Source organism: Streptomyces sp. NPDC015130 (assembly GCF_043080005.1).
Lineage (GTDB): Bacteria > Actinomycetota > Actinomycetes > Streptomycetales > Streptomycetaceae > Streptomyces.
This window is the reverse complement of the sequence record NZ_JBIBVC010000003.1, coordinates 227,869-241,242: the sequence shown is the minus strand read 5'-3', so window position 1 is coordinate 241,242 and position 13,374 is coordinate 227,869. Positions and strand designations below refer to the sequence as shown.

The window sequence follows — 13,374 nt, the reverse complement described above, 5'->3', positions numbered from 1 at the left end:
CCGTATGCCCTCAGCCTTGCACGGGGGGACGAAAGCCGCATGTCAGGCAGGGCTGCCGAGGATTCGGGCGAAGGCGGCTCGGGTGCGGGCGCCCGAGGAGCGGTCCAGGACGGCGAAGACGATCTCCTCGAAGTGGCCGGCGAACCGGCCGTCGCCCGTGAGCAGCGCCTTGAATGCGGCGGCGACCACGGCCGGGTCGTTCTGGAAGACCCCGCAGCCCCAGGCCCCGAGCACGAGCCGTCGGTAGCCGGCCGCGGCGGCCGTCTCCAGGACCCGTTCGGCGCGGGCGGCGAGGGCCGAGGGGAGCTCGGCGGCCCGCTCGGGGGTGCGGCGGCGGACGACGCCGGCGTTGGGTGCGGGTGAGGTGAGGAAGCCGACCGCGAACGGCTCGTCGAGCAGCGCGCCGCGCTCGTCGCGGAAGACCGGGACCCCGGGCGAGTGGATGACCCGGTCGGTGTAGAAGACGTCCGGGTCCGCGCGGTGGTGGGCGTAGTAGTCGGGGGCGCGCAGCAGCGTGGCGTGGAGGGCGGAGGCCCGGCAGAGCGCCTCCTCCTGGGCCTGGGCGCCGTTGAGGTAGCCGCCGCCGGGGTTGCGGGCGGAGGCGAAGTTCAGGACGGCGACCGGGCGTGCGGGGTCGGCCCGGACCATCCGGCGCGCGGCGGCCAGGCTGCTCTCCCCCGTGACGTCCAGGGTGGCGGTGCGGTCGGTGCCGGGGGTGACGGGGACGGGTTCGGGGCCGTGGAGGCGGGTTCCGGCCAGGGCTGCGGCCAGGGCTTCCGCGAGGGAGACGGTCCGGCCGTCGGGGGCCACGTACCCGCCCGCGGCCACGATCTCCTCGGTCCGCCGCGCGATCTCGCGCAGTCGTGCACTCATGACCGTCAGCATGATCGTTTCCCCTGGGTGGGGACAACGGATTTTCCCAGGTTTCCGCCGCTGGTGGAGGTTTCGGGCCAATGGGGGCACAGGGGGCGCGTGCGGTGGGTGCGGGGCGCTCTTGCACGCGGGTCGGCAGTGGCTTTAGGTGGAAGCAGCGACATCCGGGGCCGGCCCTTCCGGGCGTTGTCCGATGGATCAGGAGGTGCACGGATGGCAGCGAGCGGCACAGCGCGTGGCGGCCCCCCACTCACCGAGGCGGAGGCGGAGGAACTGCTGCGCGGCATCTGTTTCAAGACAGGTCCGCCCCGCACGGTCGGGGCCGAGCTGGAATGGCTCGTCCATGATCTGCGCGACCCGCGTCTGCCCGTACGGCCGCCGAGACTGGCCGCCGCGCTCGACACCGTACGGTCCCTGCCGCTGGTCTCGTCGCTGACCTTCGAACCGGGCGGGCAGCTGGAGCTCAGTTCGCGTCCCGCCGGGTCGCTCATGGAGTGCCTCGACTCGCTCGCCGCCGATCTGCGCGCGGTGCGGGAGGCCCTCGGGCCGCTCGGCCTCACCCTGAACGGTTACGGGGTGGACCCCTGGCACGCGCCGCGCGGGCGGGTGCTCCACGAGCCGCGGTACGACGCCATGGAGATCGCGCTCGACCGCACGGGTCCCGCCGGGCGGGCCATGATGTGCGACTCGGCCTCCGTGCAGGTCTGCCTCGACGCCGGGCTCGACGAGCCGGGTCCGCTCGGCTACCAACGGCGCTGGCGGCTGTCCCACGTCCTCGGCGCGGTGCTCGTGGCGGCCTTCGCCAACTCCCCGCAGCACGGCGGCCGTCGGACCGGCTGGCGCTCGACGCGCCAGGCGCTGTGGACGGACCTCGATCCCCGGCGGGCCCTCGCGCCCCTGGCGGACGGGAAGCCCCGAGACGAGTGGACCGCGCACGTGCTGGACACCCCGGTGATGTGCGTACGGGCCGACGAGGGGCCGTGGGCGGTGCCGGAGGGGCTGACCTTCCGCGAGTGGCTGCGCACCGGTCTCCCCCGGCCCGCAGGCCTCGACGACCTGAGCTACCACGTGACGACGCTCTTCCCGCCTGTCCGGCCGCGCGGCCATCTGGAGCTGCGGATGATCGACGCGCAGCCCGGCCCCGACGGCTGGATGGTGCCGGTGGCGGTGACGACGGCCGTCTTCGAGGACCCGGAGGCGGCGGAGGCCGTGTACCGGGCGGTCGAACCGCTCGCGGAGCGGGCCGGTCCCGGGCCCGCGCCGCGCAATCCGCTGTGGCTCGCGGCGGCGCGTGACGGCCTCACCGATCCCGGGCTGCACACCGCCGCCCGGGCGGTCTTCTCCGCAGCGCTCGACGCCCTGCCCCGGATCGGGGCGAGCGAGAGGGTACGGCGGGCGGTCGTCGCCTTCCAGGAGCGGTACGTGATCCCCGGGGGCTGCCCGGCCGACGAGCTTCAGGTGGTGACGTCATGACCGGGACCGAGCAGACCGCCGGCGGGAGCGAGCAGACCGTCGGCGGAACCGATCCCGTCGATCCGGTCGATCCGGTCGGCACCGTCGATCGGGCCGGCACCGTCGCTCCGGTCGATCCCCTCGGCACCGTCGATCCGGAGGCGCTGCGCGCGCGGGCCGTGGACGCCCTGACCGTCGCGCGTGAGCGCACGGCGCTCCTCACCTCCTGCGTCGACGACGAGGAACTCACCGCCCAGCACTCGCCCTTGATGTCGCCGCTGGTCTGGGACCTGGCGCACATCGGCAACCAGGAGGAGCAGTGGCTGTGGCGGGCCGTCGCGGGACGGGACGCGCTGCGCCCGGAGATCGACTCCCTCTACGACGCCTTCGAGCACCCCCGCGCCGCCCGCCCGTCGCTCCCGCTGCTCCCGCCGGCCGAGGCCCGCGCCTACGCGGCTGACGTACGCCTGCGCATCCTCGACGTGCTGGAGAGCGCCCCGCTGGAGGGCCGGCCGCTGCTCGACGACGGCTTCGCGTTCGGCATGATCGCCCAGCACGAACAGCAGCACGACGAGACCATGCTGATCACCCATCAGCTGCGCCGGGGTCCCGCCGCACTCACCGCGCCCCCGCCACCGGTCCTGCGGTCCGGGCCGCTGCCTCCCGAAGTCCTCGTCCCGGAGGGCCCGTTCACCATGGGCACCTCGGACGAGCCGTGGGCCCTCGACAACGAACGCCCGGCCCACGTCCGGGTCGTCCCGGCCTTCTTCGTCGACACGGCCCCCGTCACGAACGGCGCCTATCTGGCCTTCATGGCGGACGGCGGCTACACGGACCGGCGCTGGTGGCGGCCCGAGGGCTGGGCGCAGATCCGGGAGCACGGCATCGGGGCACCGCTGTTCTGGCGCCGGGACGGCGGGCAGTGGCTGCGCCGCCGCTTCGGGGTGACCGAGCCCGTACCCCTCGAGGAGCCGGTCCTGCACGTGAGCTGGTACGAGGCGGACGCGTACGCGCGCTGGGCCGGGCGCCGGCTCCCCACCGAGGCCGAGTGGGAGAAGGCCGCCCGCCACGACCCGGTCTCGGGGCGCTCGCGCCGCTATCCGTGGGGCGACGCCGGACCCGGTCCCGAGCACGCGAACCTCGGGCAGCGACACCTGGCCCCGGCGGCCGCGGGCAGCTACCCGGAGGGCGCTTCCCCTCTCGGGGTAAGGCAGCTGATCGGTGACGTGTGGGAGTGGACGGCGAGCGACTTCCTGCCGTACCCGGGTTTCACGGCCTTCCCGTACAAGGAGTACTCGGAGGTGTTCTTCGGGCCCGAGCACAAGGTGCTGCGGGGCGGCTCGTTCGCGGTGGACCCCGTCGCCTGCCGGGGCACCTTCCGCAACTGGGACCTGCCGGTCCGGCGCCAGATCTTCTCGGGCTTCCGCACGGCGCGGACCGCGGAGCTCGACTGATGTGCCGTCACCTCGCTTACGTGGGCGGCCCGGTGGCTCCGGCAGAACTGCTGGTCCGGCCGGAGCACGCCCTGCTGCGCCAGTCCTGGGAGCCGCGGCGCCAGACGAGCGGTGTCGTGAACGCCGACGGCTTCGGGGTGGGCTGGTACGCGGAGGACGATCCGGTGCCCGCACGGTACCGGCGGGCGGGGCCCATCTGGAGCGACCTCTCGTTCGCGGACCTCGCCCGGGTGGTCCGCACCCGTGCGCTGCTCGCGGCGGTGCGGGGTGCCACGCTGCCCGGCGCCGACGGGGAGGCCGCGGCGGCCCCGTTCACCGCCGGCCCCTGGCTGTTCAGCCACAACGGCGCCGTCACCGGCTGGCCCGGGTCCCTCGCCGCCATGGCCGGGGCGCTGCCGGCCGAGGCGCTGTTGCGTCTTGAGGCGCGCACCGACTCGGCGCTCCTGTGGGCGTTCGTGCTGCACCGGCTGCGGGCCGGGGACGCGCCGGGGACGGCCCTGGCCGACACCGTGCGGGAGGTCGCCGCCGCGGCTCCCGGCTCCTCGCTGAACCTGCTGCTCACCGACGGCACCACCGTCACGGCGACGACCTGGGGGAACAGCCACTGGTACCTGCCTGGCCCCGACCGCGTGGTCGTGGCCTCCGAACCGTACGACGACGATCCGCGGTGGCGCGAGGTCCCCGAGCACACGCTCGTGACCGCCGGCCGCGGCGACGTCACCCTCACCCCGCTCAAGGAGCCGTCCGCGTGAGCCCGTTCCAGCTGACCCGTACCCTCGCCCCGGACGCCGCGGGCGCCGATCTGCGCGCCGACGTCCTCCAGGGACTGACCCGCTCCCCCAAGACGCTGCCGCCGAAGTGGTTCTACGACGCCCGGGGCAGCGATCTGTTCGAGGAGATCACCCGGCTGCCCGAGTACTACCCGACGCGCGCCGAGCGGGAGATCCTGATCGCCCGGGCGCCGGAGATCGCCGCGGCCACCGGGGCCAGGACCCTGGTCGAGCTGGGCTCCGGCTCCTCCGAGAAGACCCGGTTCCTGATCGACGCGCTCCTGCCCGCTCTGGACAGCTACGTACCCGTGGACGTCAGCGAGTCCGCGCTGACCGGGGCGGCCGAGTCCCTGCTCGCGGACCGGCCGGAGCTGCGGGTGCACGCCCTGCTCGCCGACTTCACCCGGGGGCTCGCGCTTCCGGGGACGCCCGGCCCGCGGCTGGTGGCCTTCCTCGGCGGCACGATCGGCAATCTGCTCCCCGCCGAGCGGCGGACCTTCCTGCGTTCGGTGCGGGCGATGCTCACCCCGGGTGACGCGCTGCTGCTCGGCACGGACCTGGTGAAGGACGAGGAGACGCTCGTCGCCGCGTACGACGACGCGGCCGGGGTGACGGCGGCGTTCAACAAGAACGTGCTGTCCGTGATCGACCGGGAGCTCGGAGCCGACGCGGATCCGGGCGACTTCGACCACGTGGCGGTCTGGGACCGGGACCACGAGTGGATCGAGATGCGGCTGCGCGCGCGGCACGCGCTCTCGGTGAAGATCCCGGAACTGGATCTCGTGGTGCCCTTCGCGGCGGGCGAGGAGGTACGGACGGAGGTGTCGGCGAAGTTCCGTCAGGCGGGGGTACGGGACGAGCTGGCGGAGGCGGGGCTCGACCTGTCCCGCTGGTGGACGGACGACAAGGGCAGGTTCGCGCTGTCGCTCGCGACCGCGCGCTGAACGACCGCGCGCTGAACGACCGCGCACGGGGCGACCGCGCACGGGGCGACCGGACGCCGAGCGACGGCGCGCTCGGCCGCGGCGGCCAGGGAGCGGCGGTCCGGGTAGCGGGCGCGCGGGAGCGTTTCGAGGGTCCGTACGTCGGCGGTGACCCCGCGGGTGGTGACGAGCCGCCACAGGGAGGAGCCCAGCGGGTCGTCCCCGACGTAGGCGGCGGCATCGGTGGGCCGGTAGTCGATGCGTACGGGCTGGACGTCAGCCCCGCCGTCCAGCGCCGCCTGGAACGCGGCCGGCCGGAAGCGCCCGCCGGCCCGTCCGCACCAGGTCGACCCTTCGGGGAAGACGACCACCCGGCCGCCGCCCGAGAGGACCGCGGCCATCGCCCGCACGGTGCCGGGCAGCGCCCTGAGCCGGTCCCGGTCGATGAAGAGGGTGCCGCCGAGCACGGCGAGAGCGCCGAGGACGGGCCACCGCCGGACCTCGCTCTTGGCGACCATCCGGCCGGGGAGGACGGCCGCGAGGAGCGGGATGTCCAGCCAGGAGACGTGGTTGGCGACGACGAGGAGCGGCCTGCCGGCCGGGGCGGGCCCGCCCGTGAAGCGGACCCGCACGCCGAAGGCGCGGACCACGGCCCGGACCCAGTACCGGACGAGGGCCAGCCGCGCAGGCGTCGGCAGGAGCCGGGCGGACGGCACGCACAGGACGCCGAGGAGGACCGCGCCGATCCCGGCGGCCAGGCGCACCACGGCCAGGGCGGTGCTCGCCGCGTGCGCCGAGGGGCCGGCGGCCGGGTCCGGGTGGGCGGCGCAGCGGCCCGGGGTACAGGGCGCCGTGGGGAGCCACGGCGAGGGTGCCGTGGTCCCGGTCACGGGGCGGGGGCGAGCGACAGGAAGTGGTTGAGGTAGCGCGGGTTGGTGCGGCGCAGGGAGAGCAGGACGTACAGGTCGGCGGTGCCGAAGTCGGGGTCGTGGGCGGGGGCGCCGCAGACCCAGGCGCCGAGGCGGAGGTACCCGCGCAGCAGGGGCGGGAGTTCGGTGCGTCCTTCGGGGCGGGTGATGCCGTCGGCGTTCCAGAGCCGGTGCGGGGTGACCCAGTACTCCTCGGGGGCGAGGTGCTTCGCCTTGACGGTGTCCCAGGTGGAGGCGGCCAGGGTGCCTCCGTCGGCGAGGGGGATCGAGCAGCAGCCGGCGAGCCAGTTGTGGCCGGTCCGGGTCATGTAGCGGGCGAGTCCGGCCCAGATGAGGGAGATGACGGCGCCGTTGCGGTGGGCGGGGTGGACGCAGGACCGGCCGACCTCCACGAGGTCGTGGCGGACGGGGGCGAGCCGGGTGAGGTCGAACTCGCTCTCGGAGTAGAGGCGTCCCGCGACGGCGGCCCGCTCGGGCGGCAGGATCCGGTAGGTGCCGACGACGTCGCCGGTGGCCTCGTCCCGTACGAGCAGGTGGTCGCAGTACGCGTCGAAGGCGTCGGAGTCGAGGCCGGGCTCCGGGCCGTCGAGCCGGGCGCCCAGTTCGCCGGCGAAGACCTGGTGGCGCAGCCTCTGGGCGGCCCGTACGTCCTCCTGGTCACGGGCGAGTCCGACGACGTACCGGGGCGTGGGCTCCGCGGCCCGGGCCTGGGCCTGTGGCTGCGGCTGGGCCTGTGGCTGTGGCTGGGCGGGGACGGATACCGTCCCGGCGGGGACGGGCGCGGCGGTACGGGACCCCGCGGTGAGGGTCCCGGTCCCGGTGAGGGCGGCGAGCGTGGGCGACGGTGCGGTCATGTCGGGCTCCTCCGGCGGACGGAAGGGGAAGGGGCGGGACCGGGCCGCGTGCGCGGTGGCCCGGCTCCTTACTTCTTCCGTCACCGGCTGGATTCGACATGACCGTCCGGGGGCTCGCGGATGTGCGAACGCTGAATGCTATTCGGCGAGCGTGTCCGAGATGTCCGCCGAGGCCTTCTCGGCGGCCGTCTTGGGGTCCTCGCCCTGGAGGACGGCCGTCATGTACGGCTTGATGGGGTTGTCGCCCTCGACGTTCGCCCACTGCGGGGAGTTGGGGGTGGCCCGGCCGCGTGCGGCGGCCGCCGCCATGACGGCGGTCGCCTCCTGGCCGGAGACGACGGAGGCGAGCCCCTTCTTGTTGGGCACGTACCCCATGGCGCGGGCGAGTTCGGTCTGCCACTTCTCGCCGGCGAGCGCCTTGACGACTTCGAGGGCGGCGCCGCGCCGGGGGGCGTTCTCCGGGATGATGAGGTCGGAGCCGCCGGTGAAGACGACGCAGGGCTGTTCGGCCTTCTTGCCGGGTATCGCGAAGTAGCCGAGCTTGTCCTTGAGGTCCGGGTTGGCCTTGAGGATCGGCGCGACGGCGCTGGTCGTGGCGATGATCTGGGCGACGTCGCCCTTGGCGAAGACCTCGGCCTGCGGCGGGTTCTGCTCGTCGGCGTTCTTGGGGCCGGTGCCGAGGGACTGGAGCTTCTTGTAGAAGTCCATGCCGCGCAGGGCCGCGGGACTGCCGAGGGCGCCGGTCCACTCGCCGCCCTTGTCGACGGCGAGCTCGCCGCCCTCCTCCCAGATGAATCCGGAGAGGGTGTACCAGTCCTGGCCCGCGAGGTAGATGCCCTGGGCGCCGTCGCGGTTGAGCTTCTCGGTGTCCTCGAGCCATTCGGCCTGGGTGGTCGGGGGCTTGTCGATGCCGGCGTCCCGGAACAGGTCCTTGTTGTAGATGACGATGCGGTTGGCCGCGTACCAGGGGATGCCGTACTGGGATCCGCCGATGCTGCCCGGCTGGGCGAGACCGGGGAGCCAGTCCTCGCTGCCGAGGTCGCGGACGGACTCCAGGGTGAGGTCGTAGAGCTTGTCGGTGTCGGCGTACTGGGCGACCTGGGTGTTGCCGACCTCGATCACGTCGGGGCCGCCGGAGCCCTCGATGGCCTCGGTGACCTTCTTCCCGATGCCGGTCCAGTCCTGGATCGTGATGTTGAGCTCGACCCCCTCGTGCTCCTCCTCGTACGCCTCGGTGAAACGTGTGAGGAAGTCCTCGCTGGCGCTGTCCCGCATGAGCCAGATGTTGACGGTCTTCGTCTGGCCCCCGCCCGGCAGCATCCCGCACCCGGCGAGCGCGAGCGCGGTGGCGGCTGCCAAGGGGCAGGCGAGATGGCGGTTCTTCACGTAGGTCACCTTCTGCGGTTCTGCACAGGTTCGTGCGGAATTGTGGGCTGACCCGACGTGGGGGGACCGAACGGGGTGTTCGCGCGGGTATGTGGCCTGGATTCTGGTCTGGACCAACGGAGTGGTCAAGTCCTGGACCATCTCGTTCCGACCGTCGGACGGGAGGCCCGGCCCGCCGCCTCGATCCCGCCTCGGCCCCGCCTCGGCCCCGCCTCGGCTCTTACCTTCGGTAATCGGAGGGGAGTCGTACGGCGGTCGTCCTGTCGCGCGCCGACGCGGCCTGGGGCACGGTGGAGGGACGCACCGAGAGGAGTTCGGCCCCCATGTCGAATCACACGTACCGCGTCACCGAGATCGTCGGGACCTCCACCGAAGGCGTCGACGAAGCCATCCGCAACGGCATCAACCGCGCCTCCCAGACGCTGCGGGGCCTCGACTGGTTCGAGGTCACCCAGGTCCGCGGCCACATCGTCGACGGCGCCATCGAGCACTACCAGGTCGGGCTGAAGGTCGGATTCCGCCTGGAGGACGAGACCTGACCGAGGGCCGGACCCGAATCAGGCGCCTGGACCCGGCACGGGATCAGGCGCCTGATCCCGGCGCGGCATCGGACCCGGCCCCCGTGCGCCATCAGGTCCGGGCCCGGCGCGGCATCAGACCCGGGCCGGGATCAGGCGGCCGGGCCCGGCGCGACTTCAGGCCCGGGCCCGGCGCGGCATCAGACCCGGGTCCGGCGTGGCGTCAGGCCCGGGTCCGGCGCGGTATCAGGTCCGGCCCTCCTTCTCCTGGGCCTCCGTCAGTGCCTCCGACGGGACGGCCCAGTCGGCGCGTACGACGCGGAACCCGGCCGCCCGCGCCGCGTCGCACACCAGCACGTCGTCGTCGACGAGCATCCGGACCTCCCGGTCGGCCGAAAGCCGCCGCAGGACCTCGACCTTGGTCACGCGGGCCGGCCGGAAGTCCCGGTTGCTCCGCATGTGGATCCGCCCCTCCGGCAGGCCCTGCGCGGCCAGCCAGGCCACGGTGGCCCGGCGGCACCGCTCCGGCCGCCCCGTCAGGTAGACCACCTCGCACTCCTCCGCCGCCTTCCGGCACAGCGCGACGCCCTCCTCCAGCGGCGGGTCGTCGGGGGCCGCCTTGAAGAAGCCGTCCCAGTCCTTGGGCCGCCCTTCCAGGAAGTGCTGGCGATGGGCGGTAGCGGCGAGGGTGTTGTCCAGGTCGAAGACGGCCAGCGGCCGGTTGTCTCGTGTCACGGACCCAGCGTAGGAGCCCCGCCCTCCCGGGCGTCGGGGAGAGCCAGGAGGAGCGGAGAGCTCAACCGGGCGTCCGGGTGCATCCGCAGCAGCTGGTGGACCACCCCGGACAGCCCCGGGAGCAGCCCCGGTGCGAACGCCTCCTTGGCGAGGCCGCCGACCGGGCCGCGCTGTTCGATGCCGGTGAGCAGTTCGGCGTCGGCCTCCGTGCCGGACGGTCCCTCGTACCCCTCCAGCCCGCTCAGGCGGCCGAGGAGTTCCCGGAGTCCGAGGTCGCCGTGGCAGAGGGTGTGGCTCCAGCCGAAGCCCTCGCGCAGGCCCGCCGGTCCCGAGCGGAGCGCGGTGTCCAGGTGGCGCGGGTCGCCGGTGCGCCCGTGGAGGTCGACGGCGGCCAGGCCTATGCCGGTGCTGCCGTGGCACCAGGCGGTGGGGTGGTCCACCACTCCGCCGACGCGCGCGTCGGCCCAGGCCCGTACGTCCGGCGCGTACAGGGTCTCCTCGAAGTCGAGTGCCAGGGAGCCCAGTTCGTACCAGCGGCGGCGGTCGGCGGCGTTTCCGGCGGTGGAGAGGGCGAGCCTGGTCAGCGCCCAGCCGGCGCCGGTGGCGCCGTGGGCGAAGCCGCCGATGCCCTCCGGGAACATCGCGGTGGACCAGCGGGCTCCACGGTCGTCGACGACGGCGGTGTGTTCCAGGCGGCGTCCGGCTTCGGCGGCGACGGCCGTCCACCGGTCCTCGCCGGTGAGTTCGGCGAGGCCGAGCAGGGGGACGATCACGCCGGCCGCGCCGCTGAGCACGTCGAGCGCCCGGTCCTCGGCGATGAGCTCCGGGGTCAGCAGCGCGGCCCTGGCGCGGGCGCGGTCGAGGAGTCCGGGGGTCCCGAGGATCCGGTGGAGGGCAGCCCAGGTCCACACCTGGGAGGCGATCCCGGTGAACCCGCCGAGCTGGCGGGTGGGCGTGGTGTCCTCGGTGGCGGCCAGCACCTCCAGGGTGCCGTTCAGCACGGACCCCAGCCCGGCCACCGGGTCGGCCCGGCCCGCCCGTTGCTCCCGCTGGTACTCCGCGAGGGCGAGGGCGACGCCGCCCTGGCCGGTGTAGAGGTCCGCGCCGAGCGGGCGGACGGCCCAGCCGTAGTCCGTGAGCACCGGGCTGATCCAGGTCGCGGTGGCGTCGGTGCCGCGCACGGCCGCCGCGCCGATCGTCTCGACGGCCGCGGCCGCCAGGGCGCGACGGCGCCGGTCCAGGTCCTCGGCGTTCGGGGACAGGGCGGGTGTCCGGACGCGGTCGGGGAGTTGACGTTCGTTCAGATAGGCGCCGACCAGAGCGCTGCGGATGGTGTCGCGCTCGCGTGCGAGGTCCGCCTGCCGCCATCCGGTCAGGGAGGCGGCCAGTCGGCGTCCGTCGACCCGCTCGCCGAACACGGGGACGTCACCGATCAGCAGGTCCGCGATCTCCCCGTCGATCACGGCGGGTTCGCGGGGCGCGCCGGGGGCGGCGAGGGCGTTGCGGTGGAGGATGTCCCGGGCCCGGGCCAGGGCGGCCTCGGGGTCGTGGAGCGAGGCCGGGTGCCAGAGCATCCGGCCGATGTCCGTGTACGTCTGCGTGGGCCGGCGGATCCTGCGGACCTGGCAGCCGTCGAAGACCTGCATCAGCGTGGCGAGTTCACCGGCGGTGTCGAGTTCGGCGAGTGCCGCGGTGAGCGTGTCGAATCCGGTGAGCACCTGGTCCCAGTGGCGGATCAGGACGGGTTCGGGGCTGGGGTGGTTGCCGGCGGGCGGGAGGTCGACCACGCCGACCTCCATGCGGGCGGTGTCCAGTCCGCCGTCCACGATGAGCGGGACACGGATCTGCGGCTGCTGGCCGGGCAGGCCGCCCGCGGCCGAGAGGTCGACCCCGGCGAGGGCGTAGCCGTCGGTGCGGAGCGGCAGGATGCCGGTGCGCAGGACCGTGTTGCGGATGGTCCGGGCGGCCCGGTCGACGGCGTCGCCGCGGCCGCTCGGCGGGACGTCGACGTCGGGTGTGAACAGGGCCTCGGCGTCGACGACGGCGGGCACCGGGCCGTGGGCCACCAGGTTCTCGGCGTGCAGGTCCGTCCCGCCGAGGAGCCGCATCACGGCCAGCCAGCCGCCCAGGGCGCGGTAGAAGCGGGCGAGTTCCGCCTCGTCCCGGCAGTACCGGTGCCCGAGGTGCTCGGTCCAGCCGTAGCCGTCCCGGACGGCAACCCTCGGCACGCCCAGGTCCTCGGCGCCGGGGACGGCGGCGAGGAAGGAGCGGAGCGCCGCGTCCACCTCCGTCGGCCGGGGCTTGTACATGACGCTGCCGGCGTCGAAGAGCACCCGGGCCACGGCGCGCCCGCCGTGGTGGGTGTCCCCCCGGGCGAGCTCCAGGCCGCGCAGGGGGCCCGGGTCGTCGCCGAGCAGACCGGCGACGGCCTCCCGGTCCGTGGCGAGCCGGGTGCCCAGTTCGAGTGCGCCCTCGATCAGGAGGCGCCCGGAGGCGAAGGCGCGGTCGAGCAGTGCCGGGTACCGCCGGTGCAGGGTCTCGGTGAAGGCGGGGGCGGAGGCGTGCCGGAGGAAGGCGTCCCAGCGGGCGGCCGGGTCGGCGCCGGGCAGTGCGCCGGTCAGGGCGGCGGCGCGCAGCTCCAGCAGGAGCACCCGGTTGAGGCGGAGCTGGAGGGTGCGACCGAGGGCCTCGCGCGTCGCCTCGTGCAGGACCGTCCGTTCGTCGGGGGTCAGCCCGGCGAGCTCGGGGATCCGGTCGGCCAGCTCCGCGAGCAGCGGTCCCGCGAAGGTGTTCACCGGTGCCGCGAACCATCCTTCGGGCGGTGCTCCGTCGGACGGCCGGGCCGCTGCCACCGGTACCCCCATGCTGCATCCTCTCCTGACGCCTCGTCCACGTGCTCCGGTCTGCGGTGGTGACGCGGGCCGGGGAGCCCGTGCGGGCTCCCCGGGTGTCGCGTGCGGTGCTGTGTGCCGTACCCCGGTGCGTCAGCAGCAGTAGCTGTGCCACGAACCGGTACAGCTGCTGCACCCGGTGAGCAGCGCCTCGGTGGCGTCGGTCAGCGCGGCCTCGCCGGCCGCCCCGCCCACGTAGAGCGGTCCGGCCGGGTTGTCGGCGCCGAAGGCCGTCTCGGCGCCCTGGAGCCAGGCGGTGACGATCGCGTCGGTGCGGGTGGCGGAGATGACGGGCATGCGTTTCCTCCTACGAGCCTGGATTGCGGGAGCTACAGAATCCACCGGAGGATGTCCGTCCGAGACCTGCCAGAACCGGTCAAACTTCGACCGTGCGCTGCGGCGCGTCCGGCTCCGTCCGGGAGTCGCCGAGGCCGTGCGGTCCGGGTGTCCGCCGCGCGGTGCGCCGGAGCGCGAGCCGAGGTGGGTGACGGTGCCGGGCCCGCGCGGCCCGGTCCGGCGGAACCGCCCGCGCGGGGGCGGGACGGACGGTGCCCGTACCCGTCAAGTGGTGGGCGCCCTCCACATTTCG

At 74.4% G+C, this 13,374-nt stretch carries 12 protein-coding genes; 5 read left to right on the top strand and 7 right to left on the bottom strand.

Translation table 11 applies throughout. The features are described from left to right. Positions 1–42 precede the first annotated feature (42 nt). Complete coding sequence (locus ACF08F_RS07415; RefSeq protein WP_392297532.1) at positions 43–873, bottom strand: TIGR02452 family protein; 831 nt, start codon at positions 871–873, stop codon at positions 43–45. A 213-nt stretch (positions 874–1,086) separates the two neighbouring features. On the opposite strand from ACF08F_RS07415, the gene egtA reads away from it, so the two are divergent. From egtA to egtD, 4 genes are read left to right on the top strand one after another with little or no spacing between them, the layout of a single operon-like run. Next, a complete protein-coding gene (gene egtA, locus ACF08F_RS07410) occupies positions 1,087–2,346 on the top strand; it encodes an ergothioneine biosynthesis glutamate--cysteine ligase EgtA (protein ID WP_392297531.1) in 1,260 nt (419 codons plus the stop codon). Next, entirely contained in the window at positions 2,343–3,779 is a 1,437-nt protein-coding gene (gene egtB / locus ACF08F_RS07405; RefSeq protein ID WP_392297530.1) for an ergothioneine biosynthesis protein EgtB, read from the top strand. Before egtA ends, egtB begins: the two co-directional genes overlap by 4 nt. Further along, the gene (gene egtC / locus ACF08F_RS07400) at positions 3,779–4,531 is read left to right on the top strand and encodes an ergothioneine biosynthesis protein EgtC (RefSeq protein WP_392297529.1); all 753 of its coding nucleotides are present in this window, start codon (positions 3,779–3,781) and stop codon (positions 4,529–4,531) included. Before egtB ends, egtC begins: the two co-directional genes overlap by 1 nt. After that, on the top strand, positions 4,528–5,493 hold the full coding sequence (gene egtD / locus ACF08F_RS07395) for an L-histidine N(alpha)-methyltransferase (RefSeq protein WP_392297528.1): 966 nt from the start codon (positions 4,528–4,530) through the stop codon (positions 5,491–5,493). The genes egtC and egtD overlap by 4 nt, the downstream gene beginning before the upstream one ends. Here egtD and ACF08F_RS07390 read toward each other — a convergent pair. The 3 genes from ACF08F_RS07390 to ACF08F_RS07380 form a co-directional block, all read right to left on the bottom strand. After that, entirely contained in the window at positions 5,388–6,362 is a 975-nt protein-coding gene (locus ACF08F_RS07390; RefSeq protein WP_392297527.1) for a lysophospholipid acyltransferase family protein, read from the bottom strand. The genes egtD and ACF08F_RS07390 overlap by 106 nt on opposite strands. After that, positions 6,359–7,255, bottom strand: coding sequence for a GNAT family N-acetyltransferase (locus ACF08F_RS07385; RefSeq protein ID WP_392297526.1), 897 nt, complete (start codon positions 7,253–7,255; stop codon positions 6,359–6,361). The genes ACF08F_RS07390 and ACF08F_RS07385 overlap by 4 nt, the downstream gene beginning before the upstream one ends. Before the next feature lie 138 nt (positions 7,256–7,393). Then, a complete protein-coding gene (locus ACF08F_RS07380; protein WP_392297525.1) occupies positions 7,394–8,641 on the bottom strand; it encodes an extracellular solute-binding protein in 1,248 nt (415 codons plus the stop codon). A gap of 323 nt (positions 8,642–8,964) precedes the next feature. On the opposite strand from ACF08F_RS07380, the gene ACF08F_RS07375 reads away from it, so the two are divergent. After that, positions 8,965–9,180 carry a dodecin gene (locus ACF08F_RS07375; protein WP_392297524.1) on the top strand — a complete coding sequence of 72 codons (216 nt, stop codon included), beginning with the start codon at positions 8,965–8,967 and terminating at the stop codon, positions 9,178–9,180. Positions 9,181–9,405: 225 nt separating this feature from the next. Here ACF08F_RS07375 and ACF08F_RS07370 read toward each other — a convergent pair whose 3' ends face one another. The 3 genes from ACF08F_RS07370 to ACF08F_RS07360 all read right to left on the bottom strand — a co-directional run bounded on the left by ACF08F_RS07370 (position 9,406) and on the right by ACF08F_RS07360 (position 13,082). Next, a complete protein-coding gene (locus tag ACF08F_RS07370; protein ID WP_392297523.1) occupies positions 9,406–9,894 on the bottom strand; it encodes an HAD family acid phosphatase in 489 nt (162 codons plus the stop codon). After that, the gene (locus tag ACF08F_RS07365; RefSeq protein WP_392297522.1) at positions 9,891–12,758 is read right to left on the bottom strand and encodes a type 2 lanthipeptide synthetase LanM family protein; all 2,868 of its coding nucleotides are present in this window, start codon (positions 12,756–12,758) and stop codon (positions 9,891–9,893) included. The genes ACF08F_RS07370 and ACF08F_RS07365 overlap by 4 nt, the downstream gene beginning before the upstream one ends. A 120-nt stretch (positions 12,759–12,878) precedes the next feature. Next, the gene (locus ACF08F_RS07360) at positions 12,879–13,082 is read right to left on the bottom strand and encodes a DUF6229 family protein (RefSeq protein ID WP_055639995.1); all 204 of its coding nucleotides are present in this window, start codon (positions 13,080–13,082) and stop codon (positions 12,879–12,881) included. Positions 13,083–13,374: the final 292 nt, after the last annotated feature.

Coding starts and splice junctions, on each gene's coding strand:
- ACF08F_RS07415 (WP_392297532.1), bottom strand. CDS start 873: ATGAGTGCACGACTGCGCGAGATCGCGCGGCGGACCGAGGAGATCGTG.
- egtA (WP_392297531.1), top strand. CDS start 1,087: ATGGCAGCGAGCGGCACAGCGCGTGGCGGCCCCCCACTCACCGAGGCG.
- egtB (WP_392297530.1), top strand. CDS start 2,343: ATGACCGGGACCGAGCAGACCGCCGGCGGGAGCGAGCAGACCGTCGGC.
- egtC (WP_392297529.1), top strand. CDS start 3,779: ATGTGCCGTCACCTCGCTTACGTGGGCGGCCCGGTGGCTCCGGCAGAA.
- ACF08F_RS07385 (WP_392297526.1), bottom strand. CDS start 7,255: ATGACCGCACCGTCGCCCACGCTCGCCGCCCTCACCGGGACCGGGACC.
- ACF08F_RS07375 (WP_392297524.1), top strand. CDS start 8,965: ATGTCGAATCACACGTACCGCGTCACCGAGATCGTCGGGACCTCCACC.
- ACF08F_RS07365 (WP_392297522.1), bottom strand. CDS start 12,758: ATGGGGGTACCGGTGGCAGCGGCCCGGCCGTCCGACGGAGCACCGCCC.
- ACF08F_RS07360 (WP_055639995.1), bottom strand. CDS start 13,082: ATGCCCGTCATCTCCGCCACCCGCACCGACGCGATCGTCACCGCCTGG.